Here is a 22,367-nt window from a genome sequence, read left to right as displayed (position 1 = left end):
GTATGAATTTTTCCCGTTTCTTTGTCGACCGACCTATTTTTGCATCGGTGCTGTCGATCATTATTTTTGTGGTGGGTCTGATCAGTATCCCATCGCTACCGGTTAGTGAATATCCGGAAGTTGTACCCCCCAGCGTGCAAGTTAGCGCTCGCTACCCTGGAGCCAACCCCAAAACGATTTCCGAAACTGTTGCCACACCATTGGAGGAAGCCATCAATGGTGTAGAAAACATGATCTACATGAAGTCGGTGGCCGGCAGTGACGGCACCCTCACTTTGAATGTCACTTTTAAACTGGGCACCGACCCAGACCAGGCCCAGGTTCAGGTACAAAACCGGGTATCCCAGGCACTACCCCGTCTACCGGAAGACGTACGCCGCCAGGGGGTAACCACGCAGAAGCAGTCGCCCAACCTGATGATGGCGGTGCATCTGATCTCTCCAGACGACAGCCTCGATGCCACCTATATTCGCAACTATGCGGTATTGCATATCCGTGATGAGCTGTCGCGTATTCCCGGTGTGGGCCTCGCCGCCGTCTTTGGCTCCGGGGACTATGCCATGCGCCTGTGGGTAGACCCGCAAAAAGCGGCGGCCCTGGGCGTGACTGCAGCGGATATCGTCAGCTCAGTGCGTGAGCAAAATGTGCAGGTGTCCGCCGGACAGATCGGCGCCTCGCCGATGCCCAATGGTTCTGATTTCCTGATCTCTATCAACGCCAAGGGCCGCCTGCAAAGCGAAGAAGAGTTTGGCAATGTGGTACTGAAGACCGGCAGCGATGGTGAAATTACCCGATTGCGTGACGTGGCGCGGGTTGAACTGGCCTCATCCCAAGACTCTCTACGCGCCTTACTAAACGGCCGCCAGGCGGTCGCCATTCCGATTTTCCAGTCTCCAGGCTCCAATTCCCTGGAAGTCTCCGCTGAAGTACGCGAGAAGATGGCGGAACTGGGAGAACGGTTCCCCGAAGGCCTGGAGTGGAAAGTTGCCTACGACCCAACCGTATTTGTCAGTACTTCCATCAGCTCTGTGATCAAGACCCTGCTTGAGGCGGTGTTACTGGTAGTGCTGGTGGTTATCCTGTTCCTGCAGACCTGGCGCGCCTCCCTGATTCCACTCTTGGCCGTGCCGGTATCTATTGTCGGCACCTTTGCGGTGCTGTTGATGCTGGGCTTCTCGATCAACACCCTGACCCTGTTCGCCATGGTACTGGCCATCGGTATTGTGGTGGATGACGCCATCGTGGTGGTGGAAAACGTCGAGCGCAATATTGAGGAGGGACTGACACCTTTAGCCGCTGCCCACCAGGCCATGCGCGAGGTGAGCGGTCCGATTGTCGCCATCAGTTTGGTGCTCTGTGCGGTATTTGTGCCCATGGCCTTCCTGGACGGCATCACCGGTCAGTTCTACCGCCAGTTCGCCACCACCATTGCCATCGCCACCATTATCTCCGCGATCAACTCCCTGACTCTGTCCCCGGCTCTGGCGGCAACCCTGCTGAAGCCCCACGGTGCCAAGCCGGATATACCCGCGCGCATTATCGAGCGCCTGTTCGGCTGGTTATTCCGCCCGTTCAACCGCTTCTTCCAGCGCAACTCCGAGCGCTACCAGCGGGTGGTGGGCCATAGCCTCAAGCGTCGCGGTATCGTATTTGGGGTCTACCTGATATTGCTCGGCGGTACCTTCGCCCTGTTCCAACAGGTGCCCGGCGGCTTTATTCCGGTTCAGGATAAGACTTACCTGGTGGGTAGTATCCGCCTGCCAGAAGGTGCCTCCCTGGACCGCACCGAGGAAGTTGCTCGCCGCGTGAGTGAATTGGCTTTGGAAACTGAGGGGGTTGCCAACGCCGCAGCCTTTGTCGGCTTCAATGCCCTGCAAGGTACCAACACCCCCAACGTGGGCACGGTATTTATCCTGTTCGACGATTTCGATGAACGTGAGCGCAGTGCCCAGGAAATCGCTGCGGAGCTAAATGGCAAAATCTCACAGATCAAGGAAGGCTTTGCCATGACCTTTATGCCACCGCCCATCTTCGGGCTGGGTGCTGGGTCCGGCTACTCCCTCTATGTCCAGGACCGTCGCGGTGCCGGCTACGGTGAGCTGCAAAATGCTACCAATATGCTGGCTGGGGCCCTGAGCCAAGCCAGCGGCCTCAGCTACCCCTTCAGCTCCTACCAGGCCAATGTGCCGCAGATGGACGCCGAGGTAGACCGCCTACAGGCCAAAGCCCAGGGCGTGCGTATGGACGATCTATTCGGCACCCTGCAGCTGTATTTCGGCTCCATGTATATCAACGACTTCAACCTGTTCGGTCGCACCTACCAGGTGGTTGCCCAGGCAGATGCGCCTTTCCGCGATGAAGTGCAGGATCTCGATAATCTCTACACTCGCAATATGAATGGGGAGATGGTGCCCATCAGCACTATGGTGACTCTGCGCCAAAGCTACGGACCCGACCCGGTCATCCGTTACAACGGCTATCCCGCAGCCGACCTGATGGGACAATCCGATCCCAGTATGTTGTCCTCTTCCGAGGCACTGGCAGCGGTTGAGCAGGTTGCCAGCCAAGCCCTACCACCGGGCATGCAAATCCAGTGGACCGACCTCAGCTTCCAGCAGGTCAACCAGGGCAATGCCGCTATGGTGGTTTTCCCGCTCGCAGTACTACTGGTATTCCTGGTGCTGGCCGCCCTCTATGAGAGCTGGGTTATGCCGCTGGCGGTGATCCTGATCGTGCCCATGTGCCTGCTGGCTGCACTATTTGGTGTCTGGGCTACTGGCGGCGACAACAATGTATTTGTTCAAGTCGGGCTGGTTGTACTGATGGGGCTCGCTTGTAAGAACGCTATTTTAATCGTGGAATTTGCTCGCGAACTGGAAATGGAAGGCAAAGGCACTGTCGAGGCTGCACTGGAAGCCTGCCGCCTGCGTCTGCGCCCGATCATTATGACTTCCGTCGCCTTTATTGCCGGTGTTGTTCCACTGGTATTGGCCGGCGGCGCTGGCGCTGAGGTGCGCAATGCCATGGGCATTACCGTATTTACCGGCATGATCGGTGTCACACTGTTTGGCCTGTTCCTGACACCCGTGTTTTATGTTGCCCTACGCAAAATTGCCGGCGGTAAAATATCCACGTCAAAGAATGTAAGCGCACATCAAGTCCAGGATACCCCCTTGCCGTTAGAACAACCTGCTAACGGCTAAAGCCCCTTACCCCCAGGCACATATTTGTGCCTGGGGCTTTTTCTTTTTACGCTCGTCTTTTCAATAGCGGGCACCGGCCTGGAACCCTTTCCCCATTTGCTCAAAAGTAATTCTTGCCCTCATAGGCAAGGCGTGGAGTCACACTACGCGAGGAAACCAGCCCCTCCAAACGGTTCACAAACCTTGGACTAGACTTGCTTCAGCAGCTGGAATTCACCAGTCAACGATTAAGGCCATGGAACCCAGGTAGTCTCGTTCCTGAAATGTTACACCTCGTCACTATTGCCACTCACTCTGAAAGAATGTTCCCTGTTCTACAGGAATCCGCCAAACGCAATGGGGTTTCACTCACCATACTCGGGCAAGAACAACCATGGAAAAATTTTTCCACAAAAATCGATCTGCTTCTCCCTTTCTGCAAGACTCTACCGGAAGAAGATATCCTCTGTTATTTTGATGGTTTCGATTCAATAATCTTACCGTCCATTCATCAACTCGAGAGTAAATTTTATTCTTTTGACCGAGATATAGTATTCTCAAATGACCACCAACATAGTGGAACACAGGGTTTCTTCGAGCGAAAGTACTTTGCAGGAAACATCATATTTTCAACGGGTATATTTATAGGAAAAGTAAAAACATTAAGTCATCTATTTTCAGTCATTAAGGAGATGTATCCCGACTATAGCGATGACCAAAAAATGATAAGGGAATACTACACACACCATTCGCCTGAACACATTGGAATAGACGGCAAGTCCAGGCTCTTTTATAACTTTGACCTCTCAGACGGAAGCTTTAACCTTCTCAATCAGGTAAATTGCATTGACCAGGGGCAAATCCAGCTTAAAAATAAAGAGATGCCCTGCATTATTTCCTTTCCCTGCAGCTGGTTCGCCATAGGTGTTACAAAGAATATTCACGTACTATTAAAAGAACTAGGATATGATTATTATCATGAGGTTAACATCAAGAATACATTCAATGGATTAAAGCACTATATCGGCACGACCATCAAAGACAGTTTAAAGTCCTTGCTTAAAATCTAATTACTATAGCCTGAGTAAACTTAATATTTAAGTATTCTTAAACCACCCAAACCTGAATCAAATAAAGCTGCACGCATCCGGTGCTAGTAAAAACTGTAGCTCAATACAAAGGGCGAATAAGGTCCCGCACACCAGTCGCCAGTATCTAGTTGGTAACAGTGCACACCGGCGGCAATGCAGTTTTCAAGTTCACCCATGTAGGGGTCGCCCACAAGACAAAAACGCGGGAAAGCCGTAATTTCATCGGGTGGTACTGGGCTGCGCTTATAAGTGTAATAAACCGGGTCGCCACACAAATCCTGCCAAAAGCCGTCGGCGCAGCCGCCGAGCAACTGCGCAAATATCAAAGGCAGTATAATTTTACTCTTCATAAGAGATACATCGCCTTCCGCCAGAAATATCTATACAACGAGCACTGGGTGGACAAATAGAACCGGGCGCTAGCTCTTCAGAATCTCCGGGACAACTGGAATAACTGGATTTACGTGATGGGGGCGCTGCGGGCACGTGTGACGAAGGGGCAGGATAAGCACGGTAATCCAGATGGCGCGGTGTAGGTGGACTGTAAGGGTAAACCACTTGATTGCGTGTATCTGGTGTTCCACAAGCTGCCAATAACAAGCTCGTTGTAAACAATGAAATTACTATCGGGGATTTTTGCATGGGCACTTCTCCGTATCGGTACCACGCGAAATTGACTTCGCGTACTTCGGTAAAAGACCGGGTTATGCTGTAGCGATCTCCATGCGGATTCCCACAGAGGCTAATACACCCTCAGTATCGGGAAAAACCAACTAGAGGAATCGTACACTCTATCCTCGCAACTCTCCTCACACTGAAAACCGACCGTTATAGGTGGCCGAAGTCGGGAGTGATGGGCGCCGGCATCAACAAAACTCTCGCCTTGCCTGGCTGTGCCAGTCTCAAAGAAGAATGGATCTTCACCCTCCACTTCCTCAGCCGGCAAAAACAAGCAACCCTGCATCACCAGTGCCGATACGACAGGAAAGGCGAATTTCCCTGAAGGTCTCATGATCCGACACTCCACATTTTCAGTGTTGCGTTGATAGTTGTCTTTCTCTGAGTCTAGTTGCCAGGGAATTTCCAGCCAGTTGGCGCCAAGTCATTTATTCGCATAATTCATCTTTAAGTGAATTTAAACGTCATTTTCCTTCCACCCCACTGCGTAGGCGAGCATACCTAAAAGCAATAGCTACATAAGGCAGCTCGAAAAATAAAAAAGCGGCCAAAGGCCGCTTTTTTAGGGTAATGACTCTGGAACCTTTACAGCAACAATCGACGCACGTCTGCCAGCACGCTGACCAAATAAGTCATAAAGCGTCCGGCATCTCCGCCATTTACCGCGCGGTGATCGTAGGAGAGCGCCAAGGGCAACATCTGCCGGGGCTCAAAGTCCTTACCGTTCCACACCGGCTTCATCGCCAGCTTGGATACTCCGAGGATACCTACTTCCGGAGAATTGACGATCGGGGTAAATCCGGTGCCGCCGATAGCCCCCAGGCTGGAGATAGTGAAGCAAGCACCCTGCATCTCGTTGGGTTTCAACTTGCCATCACGGGCTTTCAGGGCCATCTCAGTGGCCTCGGCCGCCAGCTCGTACAAGCCTTTTTTATCCACATCGCGGATAACCGGCACCATTAAGCCTTTTGGCGTATCCACTGCCATCCCCACATGTACATAGTCCTTGCGCACAATGTGCTCGCCATCATTGTGCAGGGATACATTAAAGCTGGGCTCTGCGCGCAGGGCTGCGGCTACCGCTTTCAGCAGGAAAGGCACTGGGGTGAGCTTCACTCCGCGCTTCTCCGCCTCGGCCTTCATGGACTTGCGGAAGGTTTCCAGCTCAGTGATATCCGCATCATCAAACTGGGTGACGTGGGGCACATTAAGCCAGTTACGCGACATGTTGGCAGCGGTGATCTTGTGGATCTTGCTCATCGGCTCCACGTTCACCGGGCCAAACTGGCTGAAGTCGATATCCGGCATCTTGGCAATACCGATTCCACCGCCTACGCCAACGGCACCGCTCTCAGCCTTCTTCACCTGTTCGCGGATATAGTTGTGCAGATCATCCTTGGAGACCCGGTTGCGGGGACCCGTGGGCTTCACCTTGTTCAAGGTAACGCCCAACTCCCGCGCCAGTTTGCGCACGGCAGGACCGGCGTAAACCTGGGCTGCGGCGGTAAAATCTCGTTCCAGCTGATGATCTTTTTGCGGCACTGCCGGGGGCTCAACAGACGCAGATGCCTGCTGTGGCGCGCTCTCGGCAGGCGCTGTCGCTGCAGGGGCTGCAGGGGCTGCAGCTGTAGCCGCGGGCTCGGCGGCGCCTGTGGCAACTACTTTCAACACACCAAGGGTATCGCCAGTGGAAACCTTATCACCTTCCTTAACGGCGATAGAGACCACAGTACCGGCGCTGGGGGAAGGCACATCCATAGAGGCTTTATCGCCTTCCACCACAATCAGGGAGTCGCCCTCTTCGACCGCATCGCCGGGCTGTACACTGATCTCGATCACATCAACTGCATCGGCACCACCCAGGTCCGGGACCTGGATCGTTTCCTCTTTCGGCTCACCGCTCACTGCTGCCGCAGGGGCTTCAGCTGCGGGCTCGGCCGCCGGTGCAGTTTCTTCCTTGGCAGGTGCCGCAGCGGGCTCCTCTGCCGGCGCTTCCGCTACATCGGTTTCGATCTCCCCAATCACATCGCCTTCAGAGACCTTATCGCCCTCTTTCACGCTGATGCTGAGGATTTTGCCAGCCACTGGGGCTGGGACATCCATGGAGGCTTTATCCCCCTCCACCACAATCAGTGAATCCTCTTGCGCGACGGTATCGCCGACAGCAACAGTAATTTCAATCACATCCACCTGATCGGCACCACCGAGATCAGGCACTTTAATGACTTGTTTTGCCATAGGAGTTCTGCCTTCTCTTAGCTGATGCGTGGGTTAACTTTTTCGGCGTCGATATTGAGCTTCACGATCGCTTCCGCAACCTCTTTAGCATCAATAACACCCTGCTTGGCCAAGCCGTTCAGTGCGGCGATTACCACGTAGTTGCGATCCACTTCGAAGAAGCGGCGCAGCTGCTCGCGGCTGTCACTACGACCAAAACCATCGGTGCCCAGGGTAGTCAGTTCACCGTCGATAAATTCGCGCAGAGGCTCCACGTAGGAACGGATGTAGTCGGTAGAGGCGATAACGGGAGACGTGTTGCCTTCAAACTGCTCAGTGATCCAGGCTTTGCGCGGCTCAGCTTCCGGGTGCAGCATATTCCAGCGCGCCGCATCCTGACCTTCACGGGCAGCTTCAACGGCGGAGGTGAGGCTCCACACGTCAGAAGTCACACCGAACTGGTCGGCGAGGATATCCGCCGCTGCCAGTACTTCGCGCAAAATAGTACCGCCACCAATCAGCTGCACATGCTTTTTCGCCGCTTTGCCCTTGGCGCCTTTCTTGACGTTGGACTGCAGCTTGTAGATACCGCGAATAATGCCTTCTTCCACACCCTGGGGCATTTCCGGCTGCAGGTAGTTTTCGTTCTCGATGGTGATGTAGTAGAAGAGGTTCTTCTGCTCCTCGTACATCTCTTTCAAGCCGCGCTGCATAACCACTGCCAGCTCGTAACCGTAGGCTGGGTCATAGCTGCGGCAGTTGGGGATAGTGGAGGACAGCACGTGGCTGTGACCGTCCTGGTGCTGCAGACCCTCACCGTTCAGGGTGGTGCGGCCGGCAGTGGCGCCGATCAGAAAACCGCGTGCCTGCATATCTCCAGCGGCCCAGGCCAGGTCGCCCACGCGCTGGAAGCCAAACATTGAATAGTAAATATAGAAAGGCACCATCGGCACGCCGTGGTTGCTGTAGGCAGTGGCCAACGCCATCCAGGCGGACATAGCGCCAGCTTCGTTGATGCCCTCTTCCAGCACCTGGCCTTTCTTGTCTTCCTTGTAATACATGATCTGGCCGTGATCCACCGGGGTGTAGCGCTGCCCCTGGGAGGAATAGATACCCAGCTGGCGGAACAGGCCTTCCATACCAAAGGTACGGGCTTCATCGGGAACGATCGGCGCGATGTTCTTGCCGATATTCTTGTCTTTTACTAGTGCGGCAATGGCGCGAACGAATGCCATGGTGGTGGAGATTTCACGCTCACCGGAGCCTTTAGTCAGTGCGCTAAATGCGTCGAGACCGGGAATTTCCAATTTCGGGCACTCAACCGGGCGACGGGGAACCGGACCACCCAGGGCCTTGCGACGCTCCGCCATATATTTCATTTCCGGGCTGTCCGGAGATGGACGGTAGTAAGGCACTTCTTCCAACTCTTTGTCGGTGAGCGGAATGGCAAAACGGTCGCGGAAACGCTTGAGGGAATCCAGGTCCAGCTTCTTCACGGAGTGAGTATCCATCGCCGCTTCACCGGCAGAGCCCAGGCCGTAGCCTTTAACCGTTTGCGCCAGGATTACAGTGGGCTGCCCTTTGTGGGCCATAGCCGCCGCGTAGGCTGCGTAAACTTTGTAAGGATCGTGGCCGCCGCGATTGAGCTTCATAATCTCATCATCGGACATATCCTTAACCAGCTCCAACAGCTCCGGGTATTTGCCGAAGAAGTGTTCACGGGTATAGGCACCACCGTTGGCCTTGAAGTTCTGCATCTCGCCATCGACCACTTCGTCCATGACTTTCTGCAACAGGCCTTTATCATCTTTCTCCAGCAGCGGATCCCACAGGCGGCCCCAGAGTACTTTGACAACGTTCCAGCCGGCACCGCGGAATACGCCTTCCAGCTCCTGTACGATCTTGCCGTTGCCGCGAACCGGGCCGTCCAGGCGCTGCAGGTTACAGTTGACCACAAACACCAGGTTTTCCAGTTGCTCTCGACCCGCCAGGGAAATTGCGCCCAGGGTTTCCGGCTCGTCACACTCGCCGTCACCGAGGAAAGCCCACACCTTGCGATCGCCGCGCGGGGACAGGCCGCGGGCAGACAGGTAGCGCATAATGTGTGCCTGGTAAATCGCCTGGATCGGCCCCAATCCCATGGAAACCGTGGGGAACTGCCAGTACTCCGGCATCAGCCAAGGGTGCGGGTAAGAGGAGAGGCCATTGCCATTTACTTCGCGACGGAAGTTGTCCAGCTGCTCTTCATCGAAGCGCCCCTCGAGGTAGGAACGTGCATAAATGCCCGGCGCACTGTGGCCCTGGAAGAAAATCAGGTCACCGCGCTCTTCGCCCTCATTACCGCGAAAGAAATAGTTAAAGCCCACATCGTAGAGAGTAGCCGCAGAAGAGAAGCTGGAGATATGGCCGCCGAGATGGTCGTTGTTCTGGTTAGCGCGCACTACCATCGCCAGGGCATTCCAGCGGATCAGAGAGCGTATGCGGCGCTCCATAAACAGATCGCCGGGCATGCGTTTTTCCGCATTGGGCGGAATGGTATTGCGGTAGGGTGTGGTGATAGCCGCGGGCAGCTGTACGCCTACATCAGTAGCGCGATCGGACAACTGCTTCAGAAGGAAGGCTGCGCGTTCTTTGCCGCTGTAGCGGATAACCGCCTGCAGCGCATCCAGCCATTCCTGCGTTTCGAGGTTATCGGTATCTTCGTGCATCAAGTGCTCCTCGGCGAATTAGGCGACGTCGAGTCGGTCTATTTCTCAAAAATCGGTACGCGGGCAAACTACAGCGCGGGCAAAAAAAAGCTTCCTTTTTTTCTTGGTTCCGCCAATTCACCAACTTTGTTGGCGCAAATGCAAAGTGCGTGTTTCTTCACTTGAATATGGCGGAGAGGAAAAGCGACGCCATCTGCTACCGCAAATGCCTAGTTTGACTGTGATTATCTACTCCGGGATCCGCGCAAAGTGGCGGACAAAACCCCATTCCCGGTTGTTAGCGGAGAGGATTGTAGTATTACTACAAAAAATTTTCCAGATAGGACGGTTAGTAACAAATAAAACAAAAGGGCAAAACAATTATTTGCCAATTTGTCCTTTTACCGGAATATTTTATGGAAAGATTCAGAAAATGAACTACAAAATCGAGTCCCAAATAATAGTCTCGGTCACAGCCGAACCAGCTCCCCGCCGGATTGATATTCAGCGTAGACCAAGTAGCGCAGGGGACCACCCGCCGCCAGGGCATTGAAGGGGTAACAGGTCACCAGCAATAACCCGCGCTCGGCAAAGACCGGCAGGCGTTCGCTCTCGCTATCCACAATCCGCATCTCCGAAACCCGGTAAGTATGCCAGCGTCCGTATTTATCTTGCAGATAAATGGAGGTACCTCGCCTGACACGGTCCAATCCTGCAAAGTGAGTATCCCGATGAGCCGCAATCACTGTAGTGCGGTTTTCCCCTGGGCTCCCTGAACCCGACAACAAGCCGGGGCCAAAAGCCAGCGCCTGCCCACTGCCTCCGGCGAGAACAATTAATGGCGACTGTCCTTCCAGCTTCAATTTGGCCACAGGCCAAGTATCCGCCCAGGGCCAGGGCTTTTGCGGAGCCCCACCCTGCAACTGCTCCTCCCAGGCACTGACAATCAGTAGCTGAGCCAACTGTGCCTTTGCCAGCAACCAGGCAGCGGAACCCAGCTGCCATAACCCCGCCACGAAGCACACCAGGAAAAGCAGGGGGCGGATCACGGACGAACTCCCCCAGGCCGGGCTTCAAAGCTATTTTGGGTACAGCGCACATCCGGCATTACCTTGCGCAACAGGTGGCGCAATTGATGCACCATGTTGCTGCGAAGCTTACGCCCGCGACTTAACAATGCTGCAAAGCTGAATAATCCCAGGGCAGCAAGCAGTTGGGTATAGACTCCAGTCGCTGTACTGGGGTAAGCCTGACGCTGCAGCACCTGCCCTCGAGGCACCACATTGGTAACCGGGCCGCGGGCGAGTTTATCCTTTTCATTGCGAACCACTTTCTCCTCTACAGCAACAAAACTGGTATAAGGGCTAGCCAGCTGGTGTGCCAGGGCTAGCTGCAAAATTTGTTCACGCAATACTTGGCCAGTATCACTGCTCTCACCGATCTGCATCTGCTGGTCACGCAAGGATTCAATTTTGCTGCGCGCCCACAGGCTTCCAAGACTGCCACCATGTCCAGATTCATCGACTTTTAAAGCCAGCTTACGCACAAACTGTTTGTCTGCCATACGCCCACGTAGCTTGATTTCCCCCTGAAAATTACCGCCCTCTACCCTGGCCACCAGTTGTAAGGGTTCACCACGATAAAGATCCGGAATTCTCTTGGGGTAAGCATCCGCTACTAACCCCTCAGGCCAGCTGAGCTGCAGGTCAGTGGCCACGGGGTTTTCAAGCTTGGTGAACAGGGCGTGCATACGCTCACGCACTTCAGTAATATCTCCAATGGTGACGAAGGCACCTCGCCCATACTGCGCAGCCTTGCGCATAAAATGATTGTTGGGTGCCGAGCCAATCCCCACAGTGAAAAGACGGGTGTTATTTAAGTGCTGGTGAATTACCTCAAACAGCGCTTGTTCATTCCCTACCGCCCCGTCAGTAATAAAAACCACCTGGTGCACCAGGTTGATATCGCCCGGTAACTGCTGCTCCAAAGCCAGGCGCAGAGCCGGTGCCATCTCTGTGCCACCTTCTGCATTCAAGATTTCTATTTCCTGCCGCGCGCGACGGATATTTTCCGCACTTGCCACTACAGGGCGTGGAAAAAGGGCACGGCTAGCGCTGTTAAATGCGATCACATTAAAACGATCATTCGCACTCAGGCGAGCAAGTGCCAGTATCAGGCTTTCCTTAGCCTGACGAATGGAATTGCCGGACATGGAGCCAGAGGTATCAATTACAAAAACCACTTCCCGCTGCAGGCGCTGGCTGCGAATACCGTCATCGGGCGGCAGTAACATCACCTGTAAGTAGGTTCCAGCTTTCTCACTAGTAGCATCGATCCTCTCACTGAACAGGGCGGCGCGAGGCAGGGCCGAGGCATGCGGCTGCCAGCGCAGGACAAAATCCCGATCCATACTCACCGCTCCTTCTCGCAGATGGACGTCGTAGCGCCCGCCCTCTTGATCCTCAACATCAATTTTGTGATAGGGGCTGCTGACTTGTGCCAGTGGCAGACCGCTATGCAACTCCACTTCAATAGCCATCTTATGGCTGCCAATAGCATGAAGCTCCTCAGCCGGCTGCATTAGTGGGGTAATGGCCGGGGCATCCGGTACCTGATTTGTCGGTAGGGCCCAGCCATTATGTTGTGTTACCAGATTCAACTCATCTCCACCAAGCGCATGCACAGGGACAGACTCACCTGGGATATAACGGGGTGTTAGCGTAGTAGGCATACGTAGGGAAAACGTACCCCCATCGTAAGTCACCGGTTGGATGTAGCGGATATTTACCTGCACTACCTCTCCCGGTGCAATATTGGCAACCTTATTGGTGAACAAATTAGGCCGTTGTTGCTCCAGTAAGGCTGCGCGCTTGCCCGCCGCACGGGCAGCCTTATAAATCTTCGCCGCCTGCTTGCGTTCACGCACTTTTCCGACAATCAAGCGCTCGCCTAACTGGATTTGTAACCTGGCAACGGCCGTCTGTTCTGGCAGTGGTAATGCATAAATGGCTTCCTGCCAATTATCGCTGGTATTTTGAAATTTTTGCTGTAGCTGTACATCTGCAACCAGTCCGCGAATAACTATTTTGACTTGGCTCGCTAGGTGTACTGCGGGAATATAGCGGCCCATCTCAGCACCGGTAAATAACAAGTCACCAGCCTTTACCTCATCCAGGGTAACCGTTTCCAAGAAGGCAGCATCAGTGTCCACCTCACCGGGCAGTTCTTGCGCGTTCACCTCTGCACCAATAGCCGCGATTACTACCGCCAATACCACCACAATAAACAATATCCAGCGGCCCAGACCACCGCTGCGCTGACGGCGGCGATAGTATTCCTCTGTCGGCAGCATCAGATCATCTTTGTGAAAGCGTTGCCCGAACAACATCACCCTGTTCACAAACTTCCCTCCACTTTTTAATTAACTGGGGTTATTAAAAACAGGGAAGCAGGCGAAACACGGCAACGAATCGGGCGAAAGTAAGGAGCAAAAATGACGAATTATGGCGGGTAGAAAATTGCAAAGCCCTAAGAGCCAAGCCGGAACTGCAGGAACAAAAAAACCGGCGCCAGCGCCGGTTTTTTCAACTAGAACTGGATTAATCGACCAGGCCGTAATCCTTGCGCAGAACTTCAAGCAGCTCTTCTTTGGGGTTCTCTGAAATCTCCAGTTTCTTGCCGGTAATTTTCTCGGCAATACCCACGTAGGTGGCGGAGAGATCCATCAGCATAGACTCGGGCAACTCGTTATCACGGGCCAGAGCCAGACGCTCACCCATACGGTCTTTGTTCAGAAGGATATCGGAATCCGGGAAGTGGTTTAGCAGGGCCTGACGGAAACCCTCTTTGGAGTTTTCCACAACCTTGCCAGCGCGGTATTGTTCACCGTCCCAGATACGAGAGGAATCCGGGGTGCCCACCTCATCCATGTAGATCAGTTTTTCTTCACCGTTGGCATCGGTCACGTAACCGAACTCAAACTTCGTGTCGACGAAGATTTGGTCAAGCTTTTCAAGCTCCGTAGAAATTACATCGAAGCCCTCTTTCAGCAGCTTTTCATACAGGTCAATGTCTCCCGAATCGCGGAAGTCAAATGCCTCGACATTGTCCTCAATATTCTTGCGGGTGATATTTACATCATCGGCTTCCGGCACACCGGGGATGCCCTTGAGAATACCTTTCGTGGAGGGAGTAATTAGCAGCTCTGGCAGCTTCTGGTCTTTTTGCAGACCATCGGGGATTTCAATCCCGCAGAACTCGCGCTCACCCTTCTGATAGGAACGCCACATGGAGCCAGTGATGTACTGGCGGGCGATCGCTTCGATCATAACCGGGCGTGCCTTCTGTACGATCCACACCAGCGGGTGCGGAATATCCAGAATGTGGCTATCGGCCAGGCCTTGTTCTTTAAACAACTTGAACCAGTGGTTGGAAATAGCGTTCAATGCCGCGCCCTTGCCAGGCACGCCACGCATACCGCCTTCACCGGTCCAGATGCAGTCGAATGCAGAGATGCGATCAGAAATTACCATCACTGCGAGAGGCGCGTCCGGCGCTACCGGATAACCTTTCTCCTCGATCAGGCGACGGCTGTCGGCCTCGGTCAGCCAGTAAACGGAGCGAACTTTGCCACTGTGGATGGACTTGTCAGTGCGGATAGGCAGGTCATTATTGACCGCTAGGACTTTGTCAGCCAGGCTCATGGGCTCTCACCTATTTGAAGGGACCAAATAAAAGAAAGCGCGGCATTCTAGCAAATGCCGCGACCTACAGACAAAGAAAAGATATCGATTAAATACCCAAATCAGATAATTAATCCGATATTCGCCTCGCCTCCCACTCAGCCTGGTGCTCACTGGTAGGCCAGGCACTCATAATGGCCTTAAGCAAAGTCGCCAGAGGGATAGCAAAGAAGACACCCCAGAACCCCCAGATGCCACCAAAAAACAAAACTGCCAGAATAATTGCCACTGGGTGAAGGTTGACCGCTTCAGAAAAAAGCAACGGTACCAACACATTACCATCGAGCAGCTGGATAATGCCGTAGGTGATCATCAAGTAGAAAAACTCATTGCTCCACCCCCACTGAAACAAGCCTATGGCCGCCACTGGAATCGTCACTACCGCAGCGCCGATATAGGGAATCAACACGCTGAACCCTACTGCTACCGCGAGCAGTAAGGCGTAATTCACCCCTAACAGTAGAAAAGCGGCATAGCTGACCGCTGCCACTATGCCAATCTCTACCACCTTACCGCGCACATAGTTTGCCACCTGGTCGTTCATCTCATGCCAGATCTGATGCATCATCGGACGCTCCTTTGGCAAGAAGGAGGTGCACCAGCGGATCAATTGATCGGAATCCTTGAGGAAGAAAAACACCAGGATCGGCACCACCACCACATAAATCAACAATCCGGCAAAAATTGGCAGGTTGGTCAGGGAGAAGGCTAGCAGGGTCTGACCTATGCCACCCAACTCACTGCCCAGTAAGTTAAAAATCTCATCGATCTGCGCCGCTGAAATCAGGCGTGGGTATCGCTCAGGCAACAGCAGTAAAAGTTCCTGCCCGCGCTGAACCATATTCGGCAACTCCGCACCCAGCCGCACTAGCTGGCGCCAGATAATTGGTAGCACTACAAACAGTAAGGCAACGATGGCGCCCACCAGCACCAGGCAAGCCAGTGTTACTGCCATCCAGTGGGGCACCCGCCAGGATTTAAGCTTTTGCACCATGCCCTGCATTAAAAAGGCTATTACCAAAGCCGTAAGTACAGGCGCTAATACCACCCCGAGTGTGGCCAGCACCACCAGAGCTACAGTAAGAAGCAGCACCAGCAGCACCACTTCTTCCTGGCTGAAGTAGCGATTCACCCAGCCTTTAACAATCGATAACATGGATTCTCGGGATTGGTTCATCATTTGCCAGCGTACAGCCAATATAGAAAGGTATTATCACGCCGCTCTGCGCGCAGTAGCGACCTACCGCTCAAGGCGGCAAAGCTGTGAAAATCGCGCCAGGAAGCTTCATCTGTTGCTATCACACACAAAAGAGTTCCCACCTCATACTCGCGCAGGGCGCGACGCATGGCCAACAGGGGCTGGGGGCACGGCAAATTCCGCGCATCCACCCTCTCCGCCGCGTCCCAATCTGGAAGCGGTTGTTCTCGCACTGTCTCAGTGGGGATTTTTGCCATTGGCTATTCAGTCACACGCTTTGAATTGCCGCGGATTATAGCGCGTAATCTGCGCCACACACCCACAAAGCTTTACCCTTTTTAACCCTCTACGTGGCGCAAAGCTGAACCATTTGTGCTCCACTGAGTCCAAACCTCGACAGTTCAATAGGGTTGCGTATAGAGTTGGACTATAGATCCTTCACGGACAGACCGAGCAGTAATTGAGATGACTGATTCCCACAAGACCCTGCCTCGCCGTTGTAACAAAGCGCCTCTAACGCAGCGATTCCGCACCGGCCTTAGGGCGCTGGGTATAGGCCTGCTACTCGGCGCCACCCCGATCGCCACCACCGCAGACAGCGAGGAAATACGTCTACCGGAGCTGGGCGACAGCACTAGCGGGGTAGTTTCGCGCCAACGGGAAAAAGAGCTGGGACAAATGTGGCTGCGTATGTTCCGCAGCCAAGTGAAAACCTCCTCTGATGCCCTGCTCCAACAATATGTAGAGCAAACCGTAAAGGGGCTGGCGGAATACAGCCCACTGGAAGACAAGAATATCGATGTGGTCGTGGTGAGCAATGAAACCATGAACGCATTTGCGGTTCCCGGTGGGATTATGGGTATCCATACCGGTCTCTTTCTATTTGCCGAAAATGAAGACCAGTTCGCCTCGGTGATCGCCCACGAACTCGGGCACCTCAGTCAGCGGCACTACGCGCGATCACTGGAAGCCCAGCGCAACAGTACCATCCCCACTCTGGCTGGCATGCTCGGCGCCCTGGTACTCGCCGCCACTGCCGGTGGCGAAGCTGGCCTCGCTGCCATGACTGCCACCCAAGCTGCAGCTTTGGATAACCAGCTACGCTTCAGCCGCAAGAATGAGCAGGAAGCAGACCGGGTGGGCATCGAAACCCTGGCCAAATCCGGGCGCGATCCGGAAGCCGCCGGTGAAATGTTCGAACAAATGCTCAAGGCAACCCGCTACTACCGCCGCCCACCAGAATTCCTGCTCACCCACCCAGTGACAGAAAAACGTATCGCTGATGCCAAGCTCCGCTCCCAGCGCATGACAAAAGTACCTCCGAGTGATAGCCGGGACTATCATCTGATGCGCGCCCGTATTCGCCTGGCCGGGGAGCCAACCCCCCAACAAGCTGTAAAACGCTTCAATGCCGAGCTAAACGGCATCAATGACAATGAAGACGCCGCACGCTATGGCCTGGCCTTGGCGCAGCTTGCCGCGGGTAAACCAGATACAGCCCTGGATACCCTTCAGCCGCTGCTTGATAAAGAACCTTCAAAGGCCGCCTTTGTACTGGCGCGAGCCGACATCGACCTGGTGCGGGAAGATTATTCCAGTGCCACCCAGCGTCTGCAGCATGCACTTGACCGCAACCCTGGTGATCACGCCCTAATCATGGGCCTCGCCAATGCCCACTTTAAAGCCGGCAATTACCTGGCTGCGGAGCGCCTGTTGGCCAAATATAGCCGCATACGCAAGAAAGACCCCTCCGTATGGTATCTGCTGGCGGAGACCCATGGACTCGCTGGGGACATCGTCGGAGTGCATGAGGCCCGCGCCGAGTACTACATTCTCAATGGCGTCTTCGATAAAGCCCTTCAGCACCTGCGTCACGGTATTCGCATGACAAAAAACGAATACCAGACCAATGCCATTCTCGAGCAGCGCCTCAAGGATGTGATCAAAATGCAGGAAAAAGCCAAAGAGCTTTAACCCAAAATAAAAAGCGGCCAACAGCCGCTTTTTATCGCTATACGGCTAAATTAACCCGTCAGGCCCTGCGAAAATCCAACATTCGCTGCAGGGGAATCATTGCCTTGCGGCCCAGCTCTGCATCTACAAAAATTTCATTATCGCCGCGCTCCAAAACCCCACAGAGATTTTCCAGGGAGTTCATCGCCATCCAAGGGCAGTTGGCACAGCTGCGACAAGTGGCACCGGCACCGGCAGTAGGCGCAACCATCAGTTCCTTATCTGGACACTCCTGCTGCATTTTGTAAAAGATGCCTTGATCGGTGGCTACAATAAAGCGCTTTTCCGGGCGGGTTTTGGCCGCGTTGATAATCTGCGAAGTGGAGCCTACGACATCCGCCAAAGCAACCACCGACGCGGGAGATTCCGGGTGTACCAATACCACCGCATCTGGATACAGGGCTTTCAGGTCTTCCACTCCCTTGGCCTTGAACTCCTCATGCACAATACAGGAGCCATCCCACAGTAAGACGTCTGCGCCGGTCTCGCGCTGAACGTAGCCACCAAGATGTTTATCCGGTGCCCAGAGGATTTTCTCACCGTTGGCATCTAGGTGATCTACCACATCCAGGGCGATGCTGGAGGTTACCACCCAATCCGCGCGTGCCTTTACCGCAGCGGACGTGTTGGCATATACCACTACTGTGCGATCGGGATGCTGGTCACAGAATTCTGAAAATTCATCGGGTGGACAGCCCAGGTCCAGGGAACAGGTGGCCTCCAGAGTAGGCATCAGGACACGCTTGTTCGGGGTCAGGATCTTGGCCGTCTCCCCCATAAATTTCACCCCCGCCACCACGAGAGTATCAGCGCTATGCCTAGCGCCAAAGCGGGCCATTTCCAAGGAGTCAGATACACAGCCGCCCGTCTCTTCAGCCAGAGCCTGGATCAGTGGATCCGTATAATAGTGAGCCACCAGTACGGCATTCTGCTCTTCTAACAGGCGCTTGATACGTTCACGCCAGCCTTGCAATTCCTCATCACTGTATTGAGTCACAACCGGCTCCGCCAAGTGTGCCTGCACCAGTGAGCGGGATTCTACCGTTTCTGCGGCAACGGACTTTTGGGTCATGGCTAACTACCACTACTCGCGAAAAGGGCGCATTATAGCGCATTGCAGCGCCAACACAGTGCTTTCACAACCTCATCTATAGTTACTACGCCATTGGACAGCGCCGACTGCCTAGAGTTTGTATCTGCGCATTCCTCCTGGTTTTGACCGTCCCCAAAGGAATTTATGGATACAGCTGATTGCATAGTGATCGGGGCCGGAGCCCTGGGTCTTGCCAGTGCTAATGCACTCGCCCGCTCTGGTCGCCGGGTTATAGTACTCGAGCAACACAATGCTATAGGTACGGAGATCAGCGCTCGCAGCAGCGAAGTCATTCATGCAGGGATCTACTACCCGACTAATAGCCTAAAAGCCCGCGCGTGCGTCGAAGGCAAGTCCAGGCTCTACAGGTTCTGCGAGCAATATGCCGTAGAGCACAAGCGCATCGGTAAGTTAATCGTGGCCACCAGCGAGGACCAATTGCCTCAACTACATGCATTGAAAGTACAAGGCGATGCAAACAACGCAGGGGGGCTGCAAATTCTTACTGCAAAGGATGTCCGAAAGCTGGAACCCGATTTGGAGTGCTGCGCTGCAATTTATTCCCCAACGACAGGCATTTTTGATAGCCACGCCCTGCTACTCGCTCTTCAGGGAGCCCTGGAAGATCAAGGTGGCCAACTAGCCCTATCAACCAGAGTCACAAACCTGTCGTTCACTGGGCACGACTATCTGCTGACAATGGAGGATGGCTACCAGCTCAAGACACCCCGGCTGGTAGTAGCCGCAGGACTCCACACCAATAAGTTGCTTTCCGGCATAGATGAAGCCACTCTCAGAGCAATCCCACCACTATATATGGCCAAGGGGAGCTACTTTACCCTATCCGGTAAGGCTCCTTTCTCACACTTGATTTACCCCCTGCCTGACCAAGGTGGGCTGGGTATACATCTCACTCTCGATTTAGCCGGCCATGCTCGATTTGGGCCTGATGTAGAATGGGTCAATGCGATTGACTACAGCATTGACGCAAAGCGCGGGGAAAAATTCTATCGAAACATCCGCCGGTATTGGCCCGGCCTACCAAGTGGCTCTTTACACGCTGACTACGCAGGAATACGCCCAAAACTGGTCCCCAAAGGTGCCCCTGCAGGCGATTTTTACATCTATCAAAAAGGCCAGGCATCTAACCTGCAGTTGCTAGCCTTTTTTGGTATTGAATCCCCCGGCTTAACCTCTGCACTTTACCTCGGCGAACTCGCTGCCCTAGCCATGGGAAAATATCTTAGCCGGGAATAACTGCTCAATTATCTTTTAATTTCTTGACGAAAGCTCCCACTCAGAAATTCTTTTTGCACACTGTAAAATGGAACAGCAACCCCTTCCACAAGATCATATCCACTTAATATCCTGCGCCTTCTTTGGCTTATCTATTGGAAAACGCTCCCCATATTTCCACTGCCATTTTGTGTTACCTGGGCGGTTTGGCTGCCATTTGTCTGGGAAGCAAACTGTAAATTGTCACCCCCTAGTTGATTAACCATTACAGCACCTCCGCTAATAGCATTCTGCTCGGTCTCAGCAACATTTATTTCACCCCCTACCCTAAAGATATGGCTGAAATGACCGGATAATAGATCCAATATTCGCACCACAACTCTACATTGGATTTTCAGTCAGAATGTCAGTCGCCATTAGGCTTTGCTCCAGTCTACCAGTGGCACTTTACCGGTAATTCCAAATCAGTTCGCAACAACTTTAACCGGCCCAATGATAATTCTCAGACTATAGAATTTTTGATTTTTTCAGTAAGTCTCATGAACCCGGAAACAATTCCTGGCAATAAAATTCCACTAAAGTTTTATCACTAAATTCTGCATGGCCTAAACAGGTACTATTAACCACCCAAAAAGCCAAAGCAATCGCTCTTTGCAGAATACAGCTATAAAACAGCGCTGATTTTCACTAAGGTCAATGCGCGATAAGAATTACAGATCGGAATGTGGATAACTGAATACGAGAGACTTACGCCCCATAGCACTGAATCAATTGAGATACAGAAAAGCTAAATACTTAGAAACTCTTCTCAAATCGGCTGATCCTGGGCCGATCAACCACTGAGCTAATTTTTATTGAACGAGAGGGATATCGCCATGAGAAAGAAGCACTGAAAGTATAGGAAAAAAATTTGTGCCCACTTCCCTATTCAACTTCAACATTCGCACTGGCATAACTGAATTTAAGTTTCACCATAAGAATATTGGAAACTATGCCAAAGAGGGGAATCATGTTGACGAAATGTAGTTATACAATAATCTCTCGGGAATCGGATGACAGAAGGAGACTGTAGAGAAATTCAGATGCTCTCATAATCGCTGAATTCTGAGAGGTTTATGGAGATGGTGGGTCGTGCTGGATTCGAACCAGCGACCAATTGGTTAAAAGCCAACTGCTCTACCAACTGAGCTAACGACCCTTTAACGTTGGGCTATCTTGGTATGTCCCAACTCAGGAAGCTTTTATTCTCGCGCGGAGATATAAAAAGCATACTGGGTAACTGTGTGCTTACCCGGTGGAAAATGGTGGGTCGTGCTGGATTCGAACCAGCGACCAATTGGTTAAAAGCCAACTGCTCTACCAACTGAGCTAACGACCCTTTTCCGTGCCTCAATGTGAGGAGCTGCGTATCTTACGGATCTATTCCGAAAAGACAATACCTAATTCGAAAAAAAATCCAACAAATTTAAGGAGTTAGGTATTTTCTTTGAAATTTGGCACCAGGTACCGGTCACTGTGTATAGACTGTAGGGTCTTCAAGGCCTGCATCTGCAAAACCCGCTGCGCGCAGACGGCAACTATCGCAACGCCCACAGGCGGCTCCATCCGGGCGCGCCTGGTAACAGGATACCGTCAAACTGTAGTCCACCCCAAGACGCGTCCCTTCACGCACAATATCCGCTTTACTCATCTGCATCAGAGGCGCGCGAATTGAGAGCTTGTGCCCCTCAACGCCAGCACGGGTGGCAAGGTTTGCCATTTTTTCATAGGCATCAATGTATTCTGGGCGGCAGTCGGGATACCCAGAATAGTCCACCGCATTAACACCAACGAAAATATCCTGCGCCCCCAGAACCTCAGCCCAACCGAGGGCAATAGAAAGGAAAACCGTATTTCGTGCAGGTACATAGGTGACAGGGATGCCAGCAGTTTCCTCTTCCGGTACCTCAATAGAGTCATCGGTCAGAGCAGAACCGCCAATAGCGCGCAGGTCCAGCTTGACTACCTTGTGCTCACGGGCACCCTGGGCCTTGGCAACCCTTTCCGCGGCTAACAGTTCGGCCTCATGGCGCTGACCATAATCGAACCCTAATGCGTAGCATTCATAGCCATCAGCATTTGCCATAGCGAGTACGGTGGCTGAATCCAGGCCTCCAGATAGCAAAATTACCGCTTTCTTTGCAGTCATCAGTTCCTCATTTATTTATACGCAGCAGACGGCAAACCGGGG

16 protein-coding genes and 2 tRNA genes are annotated in these 22,367 nt (G+C 53.2%); 4 read left to right on the top strand and 14 right to left on the bottom strand.

Annotated features, from left to right (window positions below; genetic code table 11):
* Nucleotides 1-2: 2 nt before the first annotated feature.
* Both ACJJJB_RS01010 and ACJJJB_RS01005 read left to right on the top strand, forming a co-directional pair.
* Entirely contained in the window at nt 3-3,203 is a 3,201-nt protein-coding gene (locus ACJJJB_RS01010; RefSeq protein WP_445365532.1) for an efflux RND transporter permease subunit, read from the top strand.
* Nucleotides 3,204-3,397: 194 nt separating this feature from the next.
* Nucleotides 3,398-4,252, top strand: coding sequence for a glycosyltransferase domain-containing protein (locus tag ACJJJB_RS01005; RefSeq protein WP_445365531.1), 855 nt, complete (start codon nt 3,398-3,400; stop codon nt 4,250-4,252).
* A gap of 83 nt (nt 4,253-4,335) precedes the next feature.
* Here the strand turns inward: ACJJJB_RS01005 and ACJJJB_RS01000 are convergent, their stop codons facing one another.
* From ACJJJB_RS01000 to ACJJJB_RS00955, 10 genes are all read right to left on the bottom strand, one after another.
* Nucleotides 4,336-4,623, bottom strand: coding sequence for a hypothetical protein (locus ACJJJB_RS01000; RefSeq protein ID WP_020411981.1), 288 nt, complete (start codon nt 4,621-4,623; stop codon nt 4,336-4,338).
* On the bottom strand, nt 4,613-4,915 hold the full coding sequence (locus ACJJJB_RS00995; protein WP_157533342.1) for a hypothetical protein: 303 nt from the start codon (nt 4,913-4,915) through the stop codon (nt 4,613-4,615). The genes ACJJJB_RS01000 and ACJJJB_RS00995 overlap by 11 nt, the downstream gene beginning before the upstream one ends.
* 100 nt (nt 4,916-5,015) lie before the next feature.
* The gene (locus tag ACJJJB_RS00990) at nt 5,016-5,285 is read right to left on the bottom strand and encodes a hypothetical protein (protein WP_282951618.1); all 270 of its coding nucleotides are present in this window, start codon (nt 5,283-5,285) and stop codon (nt 5,016-5,018) included.
* A gap of 251 nt (nt 5,286-5,536) precedes the next feature.
* Entirely contained in the window at nt 5,537-7,189 is a 1,653-nt protein-coding gene (gene aceF / locus ACJJJB_RS00985) for a dihydrolipoyllysine-residue acetyltransferase (protein WP_445365530.1), read from the bottom strand.
* A gap of 17 nt (nt 7,190-7,206) precedes the next feature.
* Nucleotides 7,207-9,876 (bottom strand): pyruvate dehydrogenase (acetyl-transferring), homodimeric type, encoded by a 2,670-nt coding sequence (gene aceE / locus ACJJJB_RS00980; RefSeq protein ID WP_020411978.1) that lies wholly within the window; start codon nt 9,874-9,876, stop codon nt 7,207-7,209.
* Nucleotides 9,877-10,325: 449 nt separating this feature from the next.
* A complete protein-coding gene (locus ACJJJB_RS00975; RefSeq protein WP_020411977.1) occupies nt 10,326-10,904 on the bottom strand; it encodes a class GN sortase in 579 nt (192 codons plus the stop codon).
* Entirely contained in the window at nt 10,901-13,255 is a 2,355-nt protein-coding gene (locus tag ACJJJB_RS00970) for a marine proteobacterial sortase target protein (protein WP_445365529.1), read from the bottom strand. Before ACJJJB_RS00970 ends, ACJJJB_RS00975 begins: the two co-directional genes overlap by 4 nt.
* Nucleotides 13,256-13,454: 199 nt before the next feature.
* Nucleotides 13,455-14,558, bottom strand: a complete 1,104-nt coding sequence (locus ACJJJB_RS00965; protein WP_445365528.1) for a phosphoribosylaminoimidazolesuccinocarboxamide synthase — start codon at nt 14,556-14,558, stop codon at nt 13,455-13,457.
* 109 nt (nt 14,559-14,667) lie between these two features.
* The gene (locus ACJJJB_RS00960; RefSeq protein WP_040628242.1) at nt 14,668-15,753 is read right to left on the bottom strand and encodes an AI-2E family transporter; all 1,086 of its coding nucleotides are present in this window, start codon (nt 15,751-15,753) and stop codon (nt 14,668-14,670) included.
* A gap of 20 nt (nt 15,754-15,773) precedes the next feature.
* Nucleotides 15,774-16,052: a sulfurtransferase TusA family protein gene (locus tag ACJJJB_RS00955; protein WP_020411973.1), complete on the bottom strand. Its 279-nt coding sequence runs from the start codon at nt 16,050-16,052 to the stop codon at nt 15,774-15,776.
* 208 nt (nt 16,053-16,260) lie between these two features.
* Between ACJJJB_RS00955 and ACJJJB_RS00950 the strand changes: the two genes are divergently transcribed.
* Nucleotides 16,261-17,769, top strand: a complete 1,509-nt coding sequence (locus ACJJJB_RS00950; protein WP_020411972.1) for a M48 family metalloprotease — start codon at nt 16,261-16,263, stop codon at nt 17,767-17,769.
* Nucleotides 17,770-17,827: 58 nt separating this feature from the next.
* Here the strand turns inward: ACJJJB_RS00950 and nadA are convergent, their stop codons facing one another.
* Nucleotides 17,828-18,880: a quinolinate synthase NadA gene (gene nadA, locus ACJJJB_RS00945; RefSeq protein WP_020411971.1), complete on the bottom strand. Its 1,053-nt coding sequence runs from the start codon at nt 18,878-18,880 to the stop codon at nt 17,828-17,830.
* Nucleotides 18,881-19,045: 165 nt separating this feature from the next.
* Here nadA and ACJJJB_RS00940 point away from each other — a divergent pair, with 165 nt between their 5' ends.
* Nucleotides 19,046-20,158 (top strand): NAD(P)/FAD-dependent oxidoreductase, encoded by a 1,113-nt coding sequence (locus ACJJJB_RS00940; RefSeq protein ID WP_445365527.1) that lies wholly within the window; start codon nt 19,046-19,048, stop codon nt 20,156-20,158.
* 1,101 nt (nt 20,159-21,259) lie between these two features.
* On the opposite strand, the gene ACJJJB_RS00935 is transcribed toward ACJJJB_RS00940, so the two are convergent.
* From ACJJJB_RS00935 to queC, 3 genes are all read right to left on the bottom strand, one after another.
* Nucleotides 21,260-21,335: transfer RNA gene (locus tag ACJJJB_RS00935), tRNA-Lys, on the bottom strand.
* Nucleotides 21,336-21,439: 104 nt separating this feature from the next.
* A tRNA-Lys gene (locus tag ACJJJB_RS00930) sits at nt 21,440-21,515 on the bottom strand.
* Between the two features lie 132 nt (nt 21,516-21,647).
* A complete protein-coding gene (queC, locus tag ACJJJB_RS00925; protein WP_445365526.1) occupies nt 21,648-22,325 on the bottom strand; it encodes a 7-cyano-7-deazaguanine synthase QueC in 678 nt (225 codons plus the stop codon).
* Nucleotides 22,326-22,367 lie beyond the last annotated feature (42 nt).

It is taken from the genome of Microbulbifer variabilis, from assembly GCF_052468405.1.
This window is presented reverse-complemented; position numbering and strand designations above follow the sequence as displayed.

Bases quoted from the DNA above. Each gene is read 5' to 3' on its own strand.
- ACJJJB_RS01010 (WP_445365532.1), top strand. From the start codon at position 3: ATGAATTTTTCCCGTTTCTTTGTCGACCGACCTATTTTTGCATCGGTG.
- ACJJJB_RS01000 (WP_020411981.1), bottom strand. From the start codon at position 4,623: ATGAAGAGTAAAATTATACTGCCTTTGATATTTGCGCAGTTGCTCGGC.
- ACJJJB_RS00995 (WP_157533342.1), bottom strand. From the start codon at position 4,915: ATGCAAAAATCCCCGATAGTAATTTCATTGTTTACAACGAGCTTGTTA.
- ACJJJB_RS00990 (WP_282951618.1), bottom strand. From the start codon at position 5,285: ATGAGACCTTCAGGGAAATTCGCCTTTCCTGTCGTATCGGCACTGGTG.
- aceF (WP_445365530.1), bottom strand. From the start codon at position 7,189: ATGGCAAAACAAGTCATTAAAGTGCCTGATCTCGGTGGTGCCGATCAG.
- aceE (WP_020411978.1), bottom strand. From the start codon at position 9,876: ATGCACGAAGATACCGATAACCTCGAAACGCAGGAATGGCTGGATGCG.
- ACJJJB_RS00965 (WP_445365528.1), bottom strand. From the start codon at position 14,558: ATGAGCCTGGCTGACAAAGTCCTAGCGGTCAATAATGACCTGCCTATC.
- ACJJJB_RS00960 (WP_040628242.1), bottom strand. From the start codon at position 15,753: ATGTTATCGATTGTTAAAGGCTGGGTGAATCGCTACTTCAGCCAGGAA.
- ACJJJB_RS00955 (WP_020411973.1), bottom strand. From the start codon at position 16,052: ATGGCAAAAATCCCCACTGAGACAGTGCGAGAACAACCGCTTCCAGAT.
- ACJJJB_RS00950 (WP_020411972.1), top strand. From the start codon at position 16,261: ATGACTGATTCCCACAAGACCCTGCCTCGCCGTTGTAACAAAGCGCCT.
- nadA (WP_020411971.1), bottom strand. From the start codon at position 18,880: ATGACCCAAAAGTCCGTTGCCGCAGAAACGGTAGAATCCCGCTCACTG.
- ACJJJB_RS00940 (WP_445365527.1), top strand. From the start codon at position 19,046: ATGGATACAGCTGATTGCATAGTGATCGGGGCCGGAGCCCTGGGTCTT.
- queC (WP_445365526.1), bottom strand. From the start codon at position 22,325: ATGACTGCAAAGAAAGCGGTAATTTTGCTATCTGGAGGCCTGGATTCA.